Genomic DNA, 17,996 nt, shown 5'->3' with positions numbered 1-17,996 from the left:
TGGGGGTGTGAGCCGAGCCGACATGCAGAAGGACCCCAACGAGGTCGCGGGCATGTTCGACGCGACGGCCAAGCGATACGACCTGCTCAACTCGCTGCTCTCGGCCGGCAACGACAAGCTCTGGCGCATCCAGATGCAGCGCGCCGTGCGCCCGCAGGCGGGCGAGCGCATCCTCGACGTCGCCGCCGGCACGGGGGCCTCGGCCGCCCCGATGGCGAAGGCCGGCGCGCTCGTCACCGCGCTCGACATCAGCCACGGGATGCTCGAGGAGGGCCGGCGCCGCCACCCCGACATCGAGTTCGTGCACGGCAGCGCGACCGAGCTGCCGTTCGACGGCGACACCTTCGACGCCGTCACGATCTCGTTCGGCCTGCGCAACGTGCAGCAGCCACGCGCGGCGCTCAGCGAGTTCCACCGCGTGCTGAAGCCCGGCGGGCGCCTCGTCGTGTGCGAGTTCTCGCACCCGCCCGTCGACGTCGTGCGCAAGGGCTACGAGCTCTACCTGCGCACGGCGCTGCCCGGCATGGCGCGGCTCGCGAGCAGCAACCCCGAAGCCTACCGCTACCTCGTCGAGTCGATCTCGACCTGGCCCGACCAGCAGTCGCTCTCGCAGTGGATCCGCACCGCGGGCTTCACGCGCGTCGCGCACCGCAACCTCACGCTCGGCGTCGTCGCGCTGCACCGCGGCCGCAAGCCCACCGAGCAGACCGCCGCGCTGCGCCTCGCGCGCCACGCGAGCCCGGAGGAGCAGGCCGACTGATGCCGACGATCCCCGAGACCTTCGGTCTCCGCGGGCCGCGCTTCGCCGCGCCCGCCGACCGCCGCGTCGTCGACCGCATCGAGCAGAGCCTCGAGACGGTCGAGGAGCGGCTGCTCGCCCACCTGCACGTCGCCGACTCCGTGGCGGATGCGGTGACGCGCTACCTGCTGGAGGCGGGCGGCAAGCGCGCCCGGCCGCTCCTGCTGCTGCTCACCGCGCACCTCGGGCGCGGCATCGACGACCAAGTGCTCACGGCGGCCGAGCTCATCGAGATCACCCACGTCGCGAGCCTGTACCACGACGACGTGATGGACGAGGCGGAGACCCGTCGCGGCGTGCCCTCCGCGCACGTCGCGTGGAGCAACTCCGTCGCGATCCTCGCCGGCGACCTGCTCTTCGCGCGCGCCGGCATGCTCGCCGCTCCGCTCGGCCGCGAGGTCGCCGAGCTGCAGGCGCGCACCTTCGAGCGCCTGTGCCTCGGGCAGCTGCACGAGACGCTCGGGCCCGGCGACGCGGATCCCGTCGCGCACTACCTGCAGGTGCTCGCCGACAAGACTGGCTCGCTCATCGCCGCGGCCGCCGAGTGCGGCGCGCTCGTGAGCGGCGCCGACGACGCGCACCGCGAGGCGCTCCGCGAGTTCGGCGAGCGCATCGGCGTCGCCTTCCAGCTCGTCGACGACGTCATCGACCTCTCGGCCGACCCCGGCACCGGCAAGGACCAGGGCAACGACGTGCGCGCCGGGGTCGAGACGCTGCCGGTGCTGCTGCTGGCCCGTCGAACCGACGACGCCGCGGCCGCGCTGCTCGCCCGCCTGCAGGATCCCGCCGACGAAACCGACCTCGCCGCCGCGGTCGCCGAGCTCGCCGCCCACGACGTCGTCGACGAGACGATGGCCGAGGCGGAGCGCTGGCAGCGCGAGGCGCTCGCGGCGCTCGAGCCGCTCCCCGCCGGCACGGTGCGGCGCGGCCTCGAGGCGTTCGCCGAGAAGGTCGTCTCCCGCACCCGCTGAGCACCCGAAGCCCGGGCGGCGCGGCCGCCCTCACCCCAAGGAGAGAAGTGAGCGAACCGCTCCGCATCGCCGTGATCGGCGCCGGTCCCGCCGGCATCTACGCCGCCGACATCCTGAAGAAGGCCGTCCGCGAGGCGGGCGGCGAGGTCTACATCGACCTGTTCGAGCAGCTGCCCGCGCCGTACGGGCTCGTGCGCTACGGCGTCGCCCCCGACCACCCGCGCATCAAGGGCATCATCTCGGCGCTCCGCGAGGTGCTCGAGGCGGGCGTCGTGCGGCTGTTCGGCAACGTGAGGTTCGGCGACGACATCACCGTCGCCGACCTCGAGCGGCTCTACCACGGCGTCATCTTCGCGACCGGCGCGACGAAGGACGCCCCGCTCGACATCCCCGGCGTCGAGCTGCCCGGCTCCTACGGCGCCGCCGACTTCGTCTCCTGGTACGACGGCCACCCCGACGTGCCGCGCGAGTGGCCGCTCGAGGCGAAGGAGATCGCCGTCATCGGCAACGGCAACGTCGCCCTCGACGTCGCCCGGATGCTCGTGAAGCACCCCGAGGACCTCATGCCCACCGAGGTGCCCGGCAACGTCGTCGCCGGCCTCGAGGCATCCCCCGTCACCGACGTGCACGTCTTCGGCCGCCGTGGCCCGCTCGGGGTGAAGTTCACGCCGCTCGAGCTGCGCGAGCTCGGCGAGCTGCGCGACGTCGACATGATCGTGCACGACGAGGACTTCGGCGTCGACCCCGACGAGGAGACGGCGAAGCAGAACAAGCAGATCCTCGTGATCTCGCGCGTGCTCGACCAGTGGCGGCAGCGCGAGGTCGGCCAGGCGTCGCGCCGCCTGCACCTGCACTTCTGGTCGCGGCCGGATGCGGTGCTCGGCGACGAGCGCGTGGAGGCGCTGCGCGTCGAGCGCACGCGCCCGACCCCGGATGGGCTCGAGGGCACGGGCGAGTTCCGGGAGTTCCCGGTGCAAGCGGTCTACCGCGCGGTCGGCTACTTCTCGTCGCCGCTGCCGGGGGTGCCGTTCGACGAGCGTCGCGGCGTCATCCCGAACGAGGCCGGCCGGGTGATGGACGGCATCCGCCCCCTGCCGGGCATGTACGCGACCGGCTGGATCAAGCGCGGCCCCGTGGGCCTCATCGGCCACACGAAGTCGGATGCGAAGGAGACGATCGAGCAGCTGCTCGGCGATTCCAACTCGTGGTGGTCGCCCGAGCCGTTCGACCAGGACGCCGTGCCGCGGCTGCTCGCCGAGCGCGGCGTCGAGTGGACCGACATCGACGGCTGGATCCGCCTCGACCAGCACGAGATGGCGCTCGGCGAGCCGCACGGGCGCGCGCGCGTCAAGGTCGTGCCGCGCGACGAGATGGTGAAGATCTCGCGCGACGAGCGCTGACTTGGAGCCGATCGGCTGGGCGCTGATCGCGCTCGCGTCGATCGGCGGCGGCGCGATCAACGCGGCGGCGGGCGGCGGCACGCTCATCACCTTCCCGGCGATGCTCGCCGCCGGCATGAGCCCGCTCGCGGCGAACATGACGTCGTCGATCGGCATGCTCATGGGCACGCTCGGCGGCGCGTGGAGCTACCGCGCCGAGCTGCGGCACCAGCGCCGCCGCTTCCTCTCCAACGCGCCGTTCGGCGCGATCGGCGGCGCGATCGGTGCGGTGCTGCTGCTGCTGACGCCCTCCGACTCGTTCACCGCGATCGTGCCGTGGCTCGTGCTCGGCGCGGCCGGCCTGTTCGCCGCGCAGCCGCTGGTCGCGAAGCGCCTCGGCCGCGCGCCCGACAGCGGCTTCGACACCGCCTCGACCGGCGGCTGGGCGACGAGGGCCTCGCTCCTGCTCGTCGGCATCTACGGCGCCTACTTCGGCGCGGGCGTCGGCGTCATGATGCTCGCGATGCTCGGGCTGCTCATCCACGACTCGCTCCAGCACCACAACGCGCTCAAGAACGTGCTCGCGGCCGTCGTCAACGGCACGGGCGCGATCATCCTCGCCTTCTCGCCGCTCATCCACTGGGGCGTCGTGCTCGTCATGCTCGTCGGCTCGCTCGCCGGCGGCATCGCGGGCGGCTGGCTCTCGCGCCGCGTGCCCTCGTGGGCGCTGCGGCTCGTCGTCATCGCGTTCGCGATCGGGGTCGCGCTCACGATGCTGCTCTCGTGAGCCGCGGCGCTACTGCAGCGCCGAGGTCAGCCGCGCGACGTTGTCGAACAGCTGCGTCACGCGCGGGCGCGCGAGCCACGTCTCGAGCGTGAGCTCCGACGACTGCAGCCGGTACCCCTCCGCGGTGCCCTGCAGCTGCTTCACCATCGACTCGCCCTCGATGAGCATCGACACCTCGAAGTTGAGGCCGAACGAGCGCATGTCGATGTTCGACGAGCCGATGATCGAGACCTTGTCGTCGAAGGTCATGAACTTCGAGTGCAGCACGGTCGGCTTCGCGAAGAGCGTGATGCGCACCCCCGCCCGCAGCAGCTCCTCGTAGTACGAGCGCTGCGCGTGGTGGGTCCAGAACTGGTCGCCGATCTCGCTCGCGAACAGCTCGACGTCGACGCCGCGGATCGCGGCCGACGTGATGGCGTAGCGCATCGCCTCATCGGGCACGAAGTAGGGGCTCACGATCGTGATGCGCTCCTCGGCCGCGTGCACGAGCTCGAGGAAGATGCGCAGGTTGATCTCGCCCTCGAAGCCGGGGCCGGAGGGGATGACGGATGCGTTGAGGTCGCCCTGGTGCTCGGAGCCGTGCGTCGCGAGCTCGACGAGCTCGTTCGACTCGGCCCACCAGTCCGACCAGAAGAGCACGTCGAGCGCTCGCACCGGCTGGCCCGTGAGCTCGATCCACGAGTCGCGCCACTGCAGGCCGCGGCGGATGTTCTTCCGCCACAGGTAGGAGGGGTCGACGAGGTTGAGCGAGCCGGTGAAGCCGACCGAGCCGTCGATCACGACGAGCTTGCGGTGGTTGCGGAGGTCGGGCCGCTGCCACTGCGCGCGCCACGGCTTGAGCGGCAGCATGTCGCGCCATTCGGCGCCCATCGCCTCGAGCCGGGCGATCGTCTCCTTGCGGCGCGGGTAGCGCGCGCTCGTGAGGTGGTCGACGAGCACGCGCACGGTCACGCCCCGAGCGGCGGCGCGCTCGAGCGCCGCGAAGAAGACCTCGGTGCGCTCGCTCGCGACGATGAGGTAGAACTCGACGTGCACCCAGTGCTCCGCCTCGTCGATGCGCCGGGCCATCGCCTCGAGCTGCGCGTCGAACTCGCCCCATACGACGCCTTGCGTCGGACCGACGTGCGGCATCGACGAGAGGGCGCGGTTGAGCTCGAGCACCCCGCCGAGCCACGACGGTCGCTCGCGCGCGGCGGGCGCGTCGTCGATCGAGAGCGTGCTCTCGCGGATGAGCTCCTGGATCGCCGACATCTTCTCGCGGCGCGCGCGCGGCAGGCGCGTGTTGCCGAGGACGCCGAAGACGATCCAGCCGACGATCGGCTGCAGCTGGATGACGAGCAGCCACGCGATCGCCGACGACGGTCGCCGGTTGTACGGCACGACGAAGAGCGCGACGATGCGCAGGAGGATGTCGACGACGAGGTAGAGCGTGCCGAACGCCTGCGCGAGCGTCAGCTCCACGGGGACGGGGGAGTCGGGGTGATCAGCGGAAGTTGACGAACTGCAGGTCGATGTCGAAGTCGCCGCCCTTGAGCAGCCGGATCGTCTCCTGCAGGTCGTCGCGGCTCTTCGAGGTGACGCGCACCTCGTCGCCCTGGATCTGCGCCTTGACGCTCTTGGGGCCCTCGTCGCGGATGAGCTTCGTGACCTTCTTCGCGTTCTCGCTCGAGATGCCGTCCTTGAGCGAGATCTCGATGCGGAACTCCTTCCCCGAGGGGTAGGGGTCGCCCTGGTCGAGCATCTTGAGGTCGATGCCGCGCTTGATGAACTTCGACTGCACGACGTCGAGCACGGCCTTCACGCGCTCCTCGCTCGACGCCTTGAGCAGCAGCTTCTCGCCGCTCCACGCGACGTCGGCGCCGACGCCCTTGAAGTCGTAGCGCTGCTCGACCTCCTTGCGCGCCTGGTTGACGGCGTTCTCGGCCTCCATCTTGTCGACCTTGCTGACCACATCGAACGAGGAATCTGCCATGCCCTGATCCTAGGCCGGTCGCGCCGTGCCCGTCCCGTGCGGCGGCGCAGAGTGCCGGAACTCTGCGCCACGAGACGCGCTCAGCAGCAGAGTGCCGGAACTCTGCGCCGGAGAGAGCGCGGCGGAGACGGCGGAAGCCCCGCCGCGAGGGCGGGGCTTCCGGAGGGTGGCGAGTGAGGGATTCGAACCCCCGAAGGCATTGCCAGCTGATTTACAGTCAGATCCCTTTGGCCGCTTGGGTAACTCGCCGAGGCCGCGCGGGCCGTCGTCCACCTTACAACACCCACAGGCGCGGCCCCGCCCCGCTCGGCGCCCGGGCGCGCTCGCTACCGTGGAGGCATGCGCGAGCTCCACGACCTCAACGTCAGCATCGCCGTCGAGGCGGCCGAGCTCGCGAGGGCCCGCCGCCGCGTCGGCGTCGCGGTCGCCGCGAGCAAGTCGAGCCTCGTCGACATCGTCACCGAGGCCGACCGCGAGGTCGAGCGGCTCGTCGTCGAGCGCCTCCGCACCGCGCGCCCCGACGACGGCATCGTCGGCGAGGAGGGCACGAGCATCCCCGGCACCTCGGGCCTCACGTGGGTGATCGACCCGATCGACGGCACCGTCAACTACCTCTACGACATCCCCGCGTACGCCGTCTCGATCGGCCTCGTCGAGGGCGAGCCCGACCCGAGCACGTGGCAGCCGCTCTCGGGCGTCGTCGTCAACGCCGCGACGAGCGAGCGCTTCGAGGCGACGCGCGGCGGGGGAGCGACCCTCGACGGCCGGCCGATCAGGGTGGCGGATGCCGTCCCGGCGGCGACCGCGCTCGTCGGCACGGGGTTCGGGTACGACGCGGGCCGCCGGCAGCGGCAGGCCGCGATCGTGCAGGAGCTCATCGGCTCCGTGCGCGACATCCGCCGCATCGGGGCGGCCGCGCTCGACCTCGCGAACGTCGCCTCCGGGCGGCTCAACGCCTACTACGAGATCGGCCTGCAGCCGTGGGACTTCGCGGCCGGGGCGCTCCTCGTCGAGGAGGCAGGCGGCTCGCTGCACGGCTGGCAGGGTGAGGCGCCGGGATCGCGGTTCCTGCTCGCGGCCCACCCGCAGATGGCCGCCGAGCTCCTCGAGCTCCTGGCGCCGCTGCCCGTCGGGGATGTCTGACCTCTTGCCAGGCCGTTACCGTTCCGTTATCTTTGATGCCTGGAGCGCGCGAGAGAGCCGCTCCGCGCGTCGTTGCTCCTGACGCCCGGTCCGTGCTTTCATCGGAACCGGCGCTGGTCACGATCGCCCCCAGGATCGACGCGCGCCACCGAACCCCAGACTCGACCTCCAGGACGGCCCCCGCGTGACATCCCCCACACGACGAGCACTGCGCTCGTCGGCTGAGGCTGTCGTCGCGCCTGCGCCGCCCACGCGCCGCGAGCTGCGCGAGCGGGAGCGCGCCGCCGAGGCGATCGCGCTCACCGCCGCCGAGGCCCGCACCGCCGCCCGCGTCACGGTCGTCGAGGGCTCGGCACCGCTCTACACGACCCGCCGCGCGATGCGCGAGGCGGCGACGCAAGCCGCGCGCGAGCTGCCCGTGACCATGGCTGCGGAGGCGTTCGCCCCGCCCGTCATCACCGTCGACGCGCCCTCGCTCGGCACCGGCGGCGAGCACGCGCCTGCCGTGCGCCCGCTCGCGCCCCGGCCGCTCGCGCCGCGCGTCGTGCGCCGGACGGCTCCCGCCGGGCCGCCGGTCCGCCGCCGCTCGAGCGTCCGCGGCATCGCGCAGAAGATCACGGCCGGCGGCGCACTGCTGTTCATCGGCTCGCTCGTCGTCGTCACGAGCCTCCCCGCCCAGGCCGTACAGCAGCCCGGCGGCATCGACCCGCAGGTCGCGGCGATGCACGAGGAGGGCGAGCAGACGCTCGAGGGCGTCTCGGCCGAGGTGACGAGCTACTTCGCCCGCGACGACATCATCGTCAACGACCAGGTCGCGGCCGCTCGGATGTCCGACGGCGAGCGCGCCGCCTTCCAGGCGGTCGCCGACGGCGAGCCCGCCGGCCCGTCCTACACGGGCGACCCCGCCTTCCCGCAGGTGTGGTCGATGCTCGAGACGAGCTTCGTGCAGACGCCGTTCCCCGACATGGACCAGGTGTCGATGTCGAGCGGCTTCGGCTACCGTCCCGGCGGCTTCCACGGCGGCAGCGACTTCACGCCCGGCCTCGGCACCGACATCCGTCCGATCGCGAACGGCGTCGTGTCGGCCGTCTTCCAGGGCAACAACCCGGGCGGCGGCGGCTACTCCGTCTTCATCGACCACAACATCGACGGCCAGTTCGTGCAGTCCTGGTACGGACACATGCTGCCCGGCTCGATCGACGTGCGCGTCGGCCAGGTCGTCGACATCACGACGATCATCGGCCAGGTCGGCAACTCGGGCCGCTCGACCGGCCCGCACCTGCACCTCGAGCTGAAGAACAGCGACTACGTCTCGTTCGACCCGGTGCTGTGGCTGCAGACGCGCGAGATGAACCTCGAGCACCGCTGAGCGCCGCCCCCCGCGAATCGCAGAAGGACGCCCTGCCGATCGGCAGGGCGTCCTTCGTGCATCGGCGCCTGATCAGGCGGTGCGCACCCACACGGTCTCGTCGGCCGCGAGCGACGCCGCGTCGAGCGGCGACGAGGAGAGCAGGATCTCGCCGCGCGGCACGTCGACGGCGTCGTGACCGATGTTCGCGATCACGGTGATGTCGCCGTTGCGGAAGCCGATCGCGGTCGGGCCCACGTCGATCCACTCGAGCTCACCGGTGCCCAGGCCGTGCGCCTCGCGGAGCGCGAGCGCGCGGCGGTAGAGCTCGAGCGTGGAGCCCTCGACGCCCGCCTGCGCGTCGCGGGCGAGCGTCGCCCACTCCGGCGGCTGCGGCAACCAGGTCTCGCCCGTCGGCGAGAAGCCGTACGCCGGCGCCTCCGATTCCCACGGGATCGGCACGCGGCAGCCGTCGCGACCCCAGAGCTCGCCCTTCGTGCGGTGGAACGTCGGGTCCTCGCGCTGCTCCGGCTCGATCGCCGTGACCTCGGGCAGGCCGAGCTCCTCGCCCTGGTAGACGTAGGCGCTCCCGGGGAGCGCGAGCATGAGCGCCGTCGCGGCACGGCCACGGCGCAGCGAGACGGTCGGGTCGGCCTTCGACTTCGAGGTCGGGCCGATGCCCGCGCCGTGGGGCGGCGGCGGCACGAGCGCGAGGCGCGTGCGGTGCCGGATGGTGTCGTGGTTCGAGAGCACCCACGTCGGCGGCGCGCCGACGGCGCCAAACTCGCGGATCGACTCGTCGATCACCGAGCGCAGCTGCGCCGCGTCCCACGGGGTCTCGAGGTAGACGAAGTTGAACGCCTGGTGCATCTCGTCGGGGCGCACGAAGCGCGCCATCTTCTCGAGCGGGCTCACCCACGCCTCGGCGCACAGCACGCGGTCGCCCTCGTACTCGTCGAGCACCGTGCGCCAGCGCCGGTAGATCTCGTGCACGTGCTCCTGGCCGAAGAACGGCGAGTCCATCGAGCCGGCGGCGATGAGCTCCTCGTCGACGTCGGGCAGCCCCTCCGCCTTCGCGTTGCCGTGCGCGACGTCGACGCGGAAGCCGTCGACGCCCCGGTCGAGCCAGAAGCGCAGCACCTCGACGAACATGTCGCCGACCTCGGGGTTGTTCCAGTCGAAGTCGGGCTGCGAGGAGTCGAACAGGTGGAGGTACCACTCGCCGTCGGCGACGCGCGTCCACGCGGGCCCGCCGAAGACGCTCTGCCAGTTGTTCGGCGGCTCGTCGCCGCCCGGGCCCTTGCCCTCGCGGAAGATGTAGCGCGTGCGCTCCGGGCTGCCGGGACCCGCGGCGAGCGCCGCCTGGAACCACTCGTGCTGGTCGGAGGAGTGGTTCGGCACGAGGTCGACGATCACGCGGAGGCCCTGGGTGTGCGCCTCGGCGAGCATGCGGTCGAAGTCGTCGAGCGTGCCGAAGAGCGGGTCGACGTCCATGTAGTCGCTCACGTCGTAGCCGGCGTCCTTCTGAGGCGAGCGGTAGAAGGGGCTCAGCCAGACCGCGTCGACGCCCAGCTCGGCGAGGTGCGGCAGCCGCGCCGTGATGCCGCCGAGGTCGCCGATGCCGTCGCCCGAGGCGTCGGCGAAGCTGCGCGGGTAGATCTGGTAGATCACGGCGGAGCGCCACCACTCGTGGCCGGGCGCGGACTGCGGTTGCTGTGTCGAGACTTTGGTCATGGCTCCAGGGTAGGCGGATGCCCTGGGTCGCGCCGACGCGGTGCCCAAGGTCACGAAATGCCAACGATCGGCGACTATCGGTCACGCCAGGTTGCAGAGGGCGCAGGTTGCGGCCACGATGAGCCAGGCACGCGACGACGCCGTCGTCAGCGGAGCCCATCTGACCTGAAGGAAGGCACCATGAAGCACAGCAGCCTCGTGAAGGCGGCCGGCGTCGGCGCCCTCGCGCTCACGCTCGCGGCCTGCTCGGGCGGCGGCACCCCCGCGCCCGAGGGCACGGAGTCGGCAGCGCCGCAGGGCGGCGGCGAGCTCATCGTCTGGATGGACGAGAACCGCGCGTCGGCCCTCGAGGGCGTCGTCGCCACGTTCGAGGAGGAGACCGGCACGACGGTCGAGGTCATCATCAAGGACTTCAACACCATCCGCGACGACCTCACGACCCAGGCGCCCTCGGGCGACGGCCCCGACGTCGTCGTCGGCGCGCACGACTGGATCGGCAAGCTCGTCCAGAACGGCGTCATCCAGCAGGTCGAGCTCGGCGACCTCGCGAGCGACTTCGAGGAGGTCGCGGTCTCGGCCATGACCTACGACGGCTCCGTCTACGGTGTGCCCGTCTCGATCGAGAACATCGCGCTCGTGCGCAACACGGCGCTCGCCCCCGAGGCGCCCGCGACGTGGGACGACCTCGTCGCGACCGGCCAGGCGGCCGTCGCGTCGGGCCAGGCCGAGCACCCGCTGCTGGTCGGCATCGACCCGAACAACGCCGACCCGTACCACCTGTACCCGCTGCAGGCCTCGTTCGGCGGCCCGGTCTTCGGCATCAACGAGGACGGCTCCTACAACCCCGACGACCTGCAGCTCGGCAACGAGGGCAACGTGCAGTTCGCCCAGGCGCTCGCGCAGTGGGGTGCCGAGGGCATCATCAACCTGAACATCTCGCAGGACATCGCGAAGGAGCAGTTCGCCTCCGGCACGAGCCCCTACACGATCACCGGCCCGTGGAACCTCGCCGACTTCCAGGAGGCGGGCATCGAGTACGCGATCGACCCGATCCCCTCGGCGGGCGGCCAGCCGGCGACGCCGTTCGTGGGCGTGCAGGGCTTCTTCATCTCGCAGTACGCGAACAACCCCATCGTCGCCTCGCAGTTCCTCACCGAGTACATCGCGGGCGAGGAAGCGCAGACGGCGATCTTCGAGAGCGGCCAGCGCGCGCCCGCGCTGACCGCGGCGTTCGAGGCGGCGCAGTCGAACGAGGACGTCGCGGGCTTCGGCGCCGTCGGCGCCGAGGGCGTGCCGATGCCGAACATCCCCGAGATGGATGCGCTGTGGACCGACTGGGGCACCACCGAGGCGCAGATCATCGGCGGCCAGGCGGCCGACCCGGCCGCGGCGTGGACCGCGATGGCCGAGAAGATCCAGGGCACGCTGGGCGGCTGAGCCCCCGGCGACGCGGCGGCCGGCCCGATCGGGCCGGCCGCCGTCCCATCCCCAGCGACAGCCGAGGCGACAGGAGCCCGTCTTGACCACCACCGACGCACCGCCGAGGCGCACCCGCGCGCCGAGGCGAGGCATCCGCCACCAGCCCTCGAGCATCAAGGTGCTGGCCGTGAAGCTGCTGCTGCTCGCGCTCGTCGACGCGGTCGCGGTCTTCGCGATGTCGGTGATGCTGCTGCAGGACGACTACGTGCTCGCGGGCGTCGTGCTCGTCGTGACGCTCCTCGTCAACTGGGTCTACCTGAGCCCGGGGCTGCTGCCGGCGAAGTACCTCACACCCGGGCTCATCTTCCTCGCGGTCTTCCAGGTCTTCGTCATCGTCTACACGCTCTACATCGCCTTCACGAACTACGGCGACGGGCACAACTCGACGAAGGACGACGCGATCTCGGCGATCGTCGGCCAGAACACGCAGCGCGTCGAGGGCTCGCCCGTCTACCAGGTGCAGGTCGTCGAGAGCCTCGCCGGGCTCGGGCTGCTCGCGACGAGCCCCGAGGGCGACGTGCTCGTCGGCACCGCCGAGCAGCCGCTCGAGGAGGTCGCCGAGGGCGACGTCACGATGGACGGACCGCGCGCGACCGCGGTCGCCGGCTGGACGAGCCTCGGCATGCAGGACATCCTGCAGCGGCAGCAGGAGATCGCGGCGCTGCAGGTGCCGCTGAGCGACGACCTCGCCGACGGCTTCCTGCGCACGACGAACGCATCCCAGGCCTTCGTGTTCGAGTCGACGTTCGTCTACGACGAGGCCGCCGACACGATGACCGACAGTGCGAGCGGCATCGTCTACCGCGACCTCGGCAACGGCCAGTTCGAGAGCGACGACGGGCAGGTGCTCGGCACCGGCTGGCAGATCGTGGTCGGCTTCGAGAACTTCCTCTACCCCTTCGAGAACCCCCGCTACGGCGGCGCGCTCGTCTCGGTGCTGCTGTGGACGTTCGCGTTCGCGATCATCTCGGTCGGGCTCTCGTTCTTCCTCGGCCTCTTCCTCGCGATCGCGCTCAACGATCCGCGCATGAAGTCGAAGTTCGCCTACCGCGTGCTGTCGATCCTGCCGTACGCGTTCCCCTCGTTCCTCGGCGCGCTCGTCTGGCTCGGGCTCATGAACACCGAGTTCGGGTTCATCAACAACGTGCTGCTCGGCGGGGCCGACATCCCGTGGCTCACGGATCCGTGGCTCGCGAAGGTCTCGACGATCGTCGTCAACGTGTGGCTGGGCTTCCCCTACATGTTCCTCATCTGCCTGGGTGCGCTGCAGTCGATCCCGGAGGAGCTCACCGAGGCCGCGTCGGTCGACGGCGCGAGCGGCTGGCAGGTCTTCAGCGGCATCAAGCTGCCGCTCCTGTTCGTCTCGACCGCGCCGCTGCTCATCTCGTCGTTCGCGTTCAACTTCAACAACTTCAACATCATCTACATGCTCACGCGCGGTGGGCCCCGCATGGCGGGCGTCGAGGAGAACGTCGGCCACACCGACCTGCTCATCACGCTCGTCTACAAGACCGCGTTCGAGGGGGTCGGCCGCGACTACGGGCTCGCCTCGGCGCTCTCGATCCTGATCTTCATCATCGTCGCGACCGTGTCGACGATCGCGTTCCGCCGCACCAAGGCGCTCGAGGAGCTGAACTGATGAGCATCGAGATCGATCCCATCGCCGTCGACCCGACGGGGGACCGCGAGCCCGAGCGGCGACCCGCGCCGCAGTCGAGGATGTCGTTCCAGAAGTGGCTCCGCGAGCTCGGCTGGCGCCACCTCGTCGGCATCGCGGTCGTGCTGTTCGCCGTCTTCCCGCTCGTGTACGTGCTGAGCGCGTCGCTCAACCCGAGCGGCACGCTCACCGGCTCGAACGCGCTCTTCCGCGAGGTGTCGGCCGAGAACTACATCGCCCTGCTGAGCGACCCGCGGCGCCCCTACGCCGCGTGGTTCGCCAACTCGCTCATCGTGGGCCTCGTGACCGCCGCGGGCACGGTGTTCCTCGGCGCGCTCGCCGCCTACTCCTTCAGCCGGATGCGCTTCACCGGCCGCCGCTTCGGCCTCCTGAGCCTCATCCTCGTGCAGATGTTCCCGCAGCTCCTCGCAGTCGTCGCGATCTACCTGCTCATGCGCGGCATCAGCGACTTCTTCCCCGCGATCGGCCTCGACTCGCTCGTGGGCCTCATCATGATCTACCTCGGCGGCGCGCTCGGCGTGAACACCTACCTGATGTACGGCTTCTTCAACACGGTGCCGTCGTCGATCGACGAGGCCGCGAAGATCGACGGCGCCGGCCACGCGCGGATCTTCTTCACGATCATCCTGCGGCTCGTCGCGCCGATCCTCGCCGTCGTCGGGCTGCTGTCGTTCATCACGACGATGAGCGAGTTCGTCGTCTCGTCGGTCATCCTGACGAGCCCCGACCGGCTCACGCTCGCCGTCGGGCTCTTCCGCTACGTCTCGGAGGAGACGAACACCAACTACCCGGTCTTCGCGGCCGGCGCCGTGCTCGCGGCGATCCCGGTCATGGCGCTGTTCCTCTGGCTGCAGAAGTACATCGTCGGCGGGCTCACGGCGGGCGCCGTCAAGTAGGCCGCCCGCGCCCCGGGCGGGTGTGGCACGGTAGGGGCATGCATCTCGACGGAGCGGTGGAGGTCCGGCCATGACGCAGGTGAAGGCGCCGATCGATCGCGGGCGGTTCTCGAACAAGACCGTCTTCATCATGGCGGCGATCGGCTCCGCCGTCGGGCTCGGCAACATCTGGCGCTTCCCCTACGTCGCCTACGAGGGCGGCGGCGGGGCGTTCATCCTGCCCTACCTCGTCGCCCTGCTCGTCGCCGGCATCCCGCTCCTGCTGCTCGACTACGCGATCGGCCACTCGCAGCGCGGCTCGGCGCCGCTGTCGTTCGCCCGCCTGCACCGCAGGCTCGAGTTCATCGGCTGGTGGCAGGTCGCGATCTGCGTCGTCATCGCGGTGTACTACGCGGCGATCCTCGCGTGGTCGACGCAGTACATCGGCTTCTCCTTCACGCAGGCGTGGGGCGACGACCCCGAGGCGTTCCTCTTCGGCGACTTCCTGCAGACAGAGGCGGGGGTCGTCTCGCTCGAGTTCGTGCCGGCCGTGCTCATCCCGATGGCCATCATCTGGCTCGTCACGATCGTCGTGATGGCGCTCGGCGTCCAGAAGGGCGTCGGGGCGACATCCGTCATCTTCATCCCCGTGCTGCTGATCGCGTTCGGCGCCCTCGTGGTGCAGGCGCTCATGCTGCCCGGCGCGATCGACGGCCTGCAGTCGCTCTTCGCCCCCAACTGGGCCGCCCTGCTCGACCCGGCGGTGTGGGCGAGCGCCTTCGGCCAGATCTTCTTCTCGCTCTCGGTCGGCTTCGGCATCATGATCACCTACGCCTCCTACGTGGGGCGGAAGGTCGACATGACGGGTTCGGCATTCGTCGTCGGCTTCGCCAACTCCGGCTTCGAGCTGCTCGCCGGCATCGGCGTGTTCTCGGCGCTCGGCTTCCTCGCGCAGGCCTCGGGCGCGGCGGTCGCCGACGTCGTGAGCGCTGGCATCGGGCTCGCGTTCGTCGCGTTCCCGGCGATCATCTCGCAAGCGCCGTTCGGGGCGCTGCTCGGCGTGCTGTTCTTCGCCTCGCTCGTGCTCGCGGGCTTCACGTCGCTCGTGAGCATCCTCGAGGTCGTCATCTCGGCCGTGCGCGACAAGCTCGAGATGGGGCGCGTCGCCGCCACGCTCGCGGTGACCGTGCCGATGGCGATCGTCAGCATCCTGCTGTTCTCCACCAGGAGCGGCGTGATCGTGCTCGACATCGCCGACTACTTCATCAATCGCTTCGGCATCCTGCTCGTGGCGCTCGTCGCGATGATCGCGGTGGGCTGGGGGATCCGGCGCGTGCCGTGGTTCGCCGAGCACATGAGCCGCTTCAGCTCGATCCGGCTCGGCCGCTGGTGGGTCGTGCTCGTGACGTTCGTGACGCCCGTGCTCATCGCGCTCATGCTCGTGCAGGAGGCCGTCACCGCGATCACGGTGCCGTACGAGGGCTACCCCGCGTGGATGCTTGGGGTGTTCGGGTGGGGCGCGGCCGGTGCGGCGCTCGTCGCGGGCTTGCTGCTCGCGATCCCGAAGTGGAAGCAGACGACGCCGCTCGAGGCGCCGCCGCACGACGAGGAGGTCATCCGATGACGATCGACGCGATCCTGCTGATGGCGGTCTCGATGCTCGTGCTCTGGGGCGGGCTCGGCGCCGCGATCGTGAACATCGTGCGCTTCAAGGGCCGCGAGCCCGACGCGTCGATGCGCGACCTGTGACGCGGTCGCTCGACGCGCTTGAGCGCGCGTTGAGCCAGACCTGAGGATGCGTATAGGCTCAGCCCACTTCAACGACGAAGCGGGCGCAGCGTCGCGCCTGGGATGGGAGATCCGCGCGTGCCAGATTCCGACCCGATCGCCGAGCGGAGCCTGCAGATGCAGGCATCGCCGGAGTTCCAGCGCCTCCGCAGCAGGTTCATGCGGTTCATCGTGCCGCTCACCGTGCTCTTCCTCGCCTGGTACCTCGCGTACGTGCTCATCGCGGGCTTCGCGCCCGACTTCTTCGCGACGCGACTCGGCGACAGCTACATCACGGTCGGGCTGCTGTTCGGGCTCGCGCAGTTCGTGAGCACCTTCGCGATCACGATGCTCTACAGCCGCTGGGCGAACCGGGTCTACGACCGCGACGCCGAGCCGCTGCGCGAGCAGATGGAGCACGCGGCGATGGTCGGGGGCCGGTGATGGAGGAGATCAATCCGCTCATCAACATGATCGTGTTCGGCGCGTTCGTCGCCGTGACGCTCTTCATCGTCTTCCGCGTCTCGCGCCGCAAGGCGACCGAGAACGAGTTCTACGCCGCCGGCCGATCGTTCTCGGGCAGGCAGAACGGCGTCGCGATCGCGGGCGACTACCTCTCGGCCGCGAGCTTCCTCGGCATCTGCGGCGCGATCGCGGTCGCGGGCTACGACGGGTTCCTCTACTCGATCGGCTTCCTCGTCGCGTGGCTCGTCGCGCTGCTGCTCGTCGCCGAGCTGCTGCGCAACACCGGCCGCTTCACGATGGCCGACGTGCTGAGCTTCCGGCTCAAGCAGCGCCCCGTGCGCATGGCGGCGGCGCTCGCGACGCTCGCGGTGTGCTTCTTCTACCTCGTCGCGCAGATGGCCGGCGCCGGTGGCCTCGTCGCGCTCCTCATGGGCTTCGAGGGCACGCTCGCGACCTCGATCACGATCGCGGTCGTGGGCATCCTGATGATCGTCTACGTCATCGTCGGCGGCATGAAGGGCACGACGTGGGTGCAGATCATCAAGGCGGTGCTGCTCATCGCGGGCGCGGGCATCATGACGCTCATCGTGCTGTTCATGGTGCAGTTCGACTTCAACGAGCTGCTCGCCCGCGCGGTCGAGGCGTCGCCCGAGGGTGAGGCGATCCTCGCGCCGGGCCTCAAGTACACGAACCCCGTGGACTTCCTCTCGCTCGGCCTCGCGCTCGTGCTCGGCACCGCGGGGCTCCCGCACGTGCTCATGCGCTTCTACACGGTGCCGTCGGCGAGGGAGGCGCGCCGGAGCGTCGTCTGGGCGATCTGGCTCATCGGCATCTTCTACCTCTTCACGCTCGTGCTCGGCTTCGGCGCCGGTGCGCTCGTGGGGCCGGAGACCATCCGTGAGGCCCCGGGCGGCGAGAACGCCGCGGCCCCGCTGCTCGCGCTCGCGCTCGGCGGGCCGGTGCTCATGGCGGTCATCTCCGCCATCGCGTTCGCGACGATCCTCGCGGTCGTCGCGGGCCTCGCCATCACGGCGGCGACGTCGTTCGCGCACGACATCTACGCATCCATCATCAAGCGCGGCGACGTGCAGCCGGGTGCGGAGGTCAAGGTCGCGCGCATCACGGTCGTCGTGATCGGCGTCATCGCGATCCTCGGCGGCATCCTCGCCCAGAACCAGAACGTCGCGTTCCTCGTGGCGCTCGCGTTCGCGGTCGCGGCGAGCGCCAACCTGCCGACCATCATCTACTCGCTGTTCTGGCGCCGGTTCAACACCGGTGGGGCGCTGTGGTCGATGTACGGCGGCCTCATCGCGTGCGTGCTGCTCATCGTGCTCTCGCCCGTCGTGTCGGGCCGCGAGACGTCGATCTTCCCGGATGCCGACTTCGCGATCTTCCCGCTCGCGAACCCCGGCATCGTGTCGATCCCGCTCGCGTTCGTGCTCGGCGTCATCGGCACGCTCGTCACGAAGCCGTCGGCCGACCACGCCGTGAAGCAGGCCGAGATGGAGGTGCGCTCCTTCACGGGAGCGGGTGCCGAGAAGGCCAGCGAGCACTGACCGGCTCCGACCGAGGGCCGTCCGGCTGCCGCGCGCGGCACCG

16 protein-coding genes and 1 tRNA gene are annotated in these 17,996 nt (G+C 70.7%); 13 read left to right on the top strand and 4 right to left on the bottom strand.

Going from position 1 to position 17,996, the window contains the following annotated elements:
• The first annotated feature begins 7 nt into the window (after positions 1-7).
• The 4 genes from JQT67_RS09335 to JQT67_RS09320 are packed head-to-tail and all read left to right on the top strand — an operon-like array spanning position 8 to position 3,936.
• On the top strand, positions 8-760 hold the full coding sequence (locus JQT67_RS09335; protein ID WP_208064426.1) for a class I SAM-dependent methyltransferase: 753 nt from the start codon (positions 8-10) through the stop codon (positions 758-760).
• Positions 760-1,770 carry a polyprenyl synthetase family protein gene (locus tag JQT67_RS09330; RefSeq protein ID WP_208064425.1) on the top strand — a complete coding sequence of 337 codons (1,011 nt, stop codon included), beginning with the start codon at positions 760-762 and terminating at the stop codon, positions 1,768-1,770. The genes JQT67_RS09335 and JQT67_RS09330 overlap by 1 nt, the downstream gene beginning before the upstream one ends.
• 47 nt (positions 1,771-1,817) lie before the next feature.
• A complete protein-coding gene (locus JQT67_RS09325) occupies positions 1,818-3,170 on the top strand; it encodes an FAD-dependent oxidoreductase (RefSeq protein ID WP_208064424.1) in 1,353 nt (450 codons plus the stop codon).
• A gap of 1 nt (position 3,171) precedes the next feature.
• Positions 3,172-3,936 carry a sulfite exporter TauE/SafE family protein gene (locus JQT67_RS09320; protein ID WP_208064423.1) on the top strand — a complete coding sequence of 255 codons (765 nt, stop codon included), beginning with the start codon at positions 3,172-3,174 and terminating at the stop codon, positions 3,934-3,936.
• Positions 3,937-3,945: 9 nt separating this feature from the next.
• On the opposite strand, the gene JQT67_RS09315 is transcribed toward JQT67_RS09320, so the two are convergent.
• The 3 genes from JQT67_RS09315 to JQT67_RS09305 form a co-directional block, all read right to left on the bottom strand.
• On the bottom strand, positions 3,946-5,397 hold the full coding sequence (locus JQT67_RS09315) for a phospholipase D-like domain-containing protein (protein WP_021011889.1): 1,452 nt from the start codon (positions 5,395-5,397) through the stop codon (positions 3,946-3,948).
• A gap of 22 nt (positions 5,398-5,419) precedes the next feature.
• Positions 5,420-5,908 (bottom strand): YajQ family cyclic di-GMP-binding protein, encoded by a 489-nt coding sequence (locus JQT67_RS09310; RefSeq protein ID WP_021011890.1) that lies wholly within the window; start codon positions 5,906-5,908, stop codon positions 5,420-5,422.
• A gap of 167 nt (positions 5,909-6,075) precedes the next feature.
• Positions 6,076-6,157, bottom strand: a tRNA-Tyr gene (locus JQT67_RS09305).
• Positions 6,158-6,247: 90 nt separating this feature from the next.
• Here JQT67_RS09305 and JQT67_RS09300 point away from each other — a divergent pair.
• Together JQT67_RS09300 and JQT67_RS13770 are read left to right on the top strand one after the other, a co-directional pair.
• Positions 6,248-7,051 carry an inositol monophosphatase family protein gene (locus JQT67_RS09300; protein WP_208064422.1) on the top strand — a complete coding sequence of 268 codons (804 nt, stop codon included), beginning with the start codon at positions 6,248-6,250 and terminating at the stop codon, positions 7,049-7,051.
• A gap of 184 nt (positions 7,052-7,235) precedes the next feature.
• Complete coding sequence (locus JQT67_RS13770; RefSeq protein ID WP_208064421.1) at positions 7,236-8,420, top strand: M23 family metallopeptidase; 1,185 nt, start codon at positions 7,236-7,238, stop codon at positions 8,418-8,420.
• 72 nt (positions 8,421-8,492) lie between these two features.
• Here the strand turns inward: JQT67_RS13770 and JQT67_RS09290 are convergent, their stop codons facing one another.
• Positions 8,493-10,133 (bottom strand): glycoside hydrolase family 13 protein, encoded by a 1,641-nt coding sequence (locus tag JQT67_RS09290; protein WP_208064420.1) that lies wholly within the window; start codon positions 10,131-10,133, stop codon positions 8,493-8,495.
• A gap of 180 nt (positions 10,134-10,313) precedes the next feature.
• On the opposite strand from JQT67_RS09290, the gene JQT67_RS09285 reads away from it, so the two are divergent.
• From JQT67_RS09285 to JQT67_RS09255, 7 genes are all read left to right on the top strand, one after another.
• A complete protein-coding gene (locus JQT67_RS09285; protein WP_208064419.1) occupies positions 10,314-11,570 on the top strand; it encodes a maltose ABC transporter substrate-binding protein in 1,257 nt (418 codons plus the stop codon).
• Between the two features lie 82 nt (positions 11,571-11,652).
• Complete coding sequence (locus JQT67_RS09280) at positions 11,653-13,251, top strand: ABC transporter permease subunit (RefSeq protein WP_208064418.1); 1,599 nt, start codon at positions 11,653-11,655, stop codon at positions 13,249-13,251.
• Positions 13,252-13,331: 80 nt separating this feature from the next.
• Complete coding sequence (locus JQT67_RS09275; RefSeq protein WP_243755886.1) at positions 13,332-14,186, top strand: sugar ABC transporter permease; 855 nt, start codon at positions 13,332-13,334, stop codon at positions 14,184-14,186.
• 70 nt (positions 14,187-14,256) lie between these two features.
• Positions 14,257-15,789, top strand: coding sequence for a sodium-dependent transporter (locus tag JQT67_RS09270; protein ID WP_208064416.1), 1,533 nt, complete (start codon positions 14,257-14,259; stop codon positions 15,787-15,789).
• The gene (locus JQT67_RS09265) at positions 15,786-15,914 is read left to right on the top strand and encodes a MetS family NSS transporter small subunit (RefSeq protein ID WP_021009766.1); all 129 of its coding nucleotides are present in this window, start codon (positions 15,786-15,788) and stop codon (positions 15,912-15,914) included. The genes JQT67_RS09270 and JQT67_RS09265 overlap by 4 nt, the downstream gene beginning before the upstream one ends.
• 156 nt (positions 15,915-16,070) lie before the next feature.
• The gene (locus JQT67_RS09260; RefSeq protein ID WP_243755885.1) at positions 16,071-16,376 is read left to right on the top strand and encodes a DUF485 domain-containing protein; all 306 of its coding nucleotides are present in this window, start codon (positions 16,071-16,073) and stop codon (positions 16,374-16,376) included.
• Positions 16,376-17,953: a cation acetate symporter gene (locus tag JQT67_RS09255; RefSeq protein WP_208064414.1), complete on the top strand. Its 1,578-nt coding sequence runs from the start codon at positions 16,376-16,378 to the stop codon at positions 17,951-17,953. The genes JQT67_RS09260 and JQT67_RS09255 overlap by 1 nt, the downstream gene beginning before the upstream one ends.
• The last annotated feature ends 43 nt before the right edge of the window (positions 17,954-17,996 follow it).

This window comes from Agrococcus sp. TF02-05 (genome assembly GCF_017565345.1).
Taxonomy (GTDB): Bacteria; Actinomycetota; Actinomycetes; order Actinomycetales; family Microbacteriaceae; genus Agrococcus; species Agrococcus pavilionensis.
This window is presented reverse-complemented; position numbering and strand designations above follow the sequence as displayed.

Excerpts from the sequence above, each read along its gene's own strand:
- JQT67_RS09260 (WP_243755885.1), top strand. The coding sequence starts at position 16,071 with ATGCAGGCATCGCCGGAGTTCCAGCGCCTCCGCAGCAGGTTCATGCGG.
- JQT67_RS09265 (WP_021009766.1), top strand. The coding sequence starts at position 15,786 with ATGACGATCGACGCGATCCTGCTGATGGCGGTCTCGATGCTCGTGCTC.
- JQT67_RS09275 (WP_243755886.1), top strand. The coding sequence starts at position 13,332 with ATGTCGTTCCAGAAGTGGCTCCGCGAGCTCGGCTGGCGCCACCTCGTC.
- JQT67_RS09290 (WP_208064420.1), bottom strand. The coding sequence starts at position 10,133 with ATGACCAAAGTCTCGACACAGCAACCGCAGTCCGCGCCCGGCCACGAG.
- JQT67_RS09255 (WP_208064414.1), top strand. The coding sequence starts at position 16,376 with ATGGAGGAGATCAATCCGCTCATCAACATGATCGTGTTCGGCGCGTTC.
- JQT67_RS09270 (WP_208064416.1), top strand. The coding sequence starts at position 14,257 with ATGACGCAGGTGAAGGCGCCGATCGATCGCGGGCGGTTCTCGAACAAG.
- JQT67_RS09310 (WP_021011890.1), bottom strand. The coding sequence starts at position 5,908 with ATGGCAGATTCCTCGTTCGATGTGGTCAGCAAGGTCGACAAGATGGAG.
- JQT67_RS09285 (WP_208064419.1), top strand. The coding sequence starts at position 10,314 with ATGAAGCACAGCAGCCTCGTGAAGGCGGCCGGCGTCGGCGCCCTCGCG.
- JQT67_RS09330 (WP_208064425.1), top strand. The coding sequence starts at position 760 with ATGCCGACGATCCCCGAGACCTTCGGTCTCCGCGGGCCGCGCTTCGCC.
- JQT67_RS09300 (WP_208064422.1), top strand. The coding sequence starts at position 6,248 with ATGCGCGAGCTCCACGACCTCAACGTCAGCATCGCCGTCGAGGCGGCC.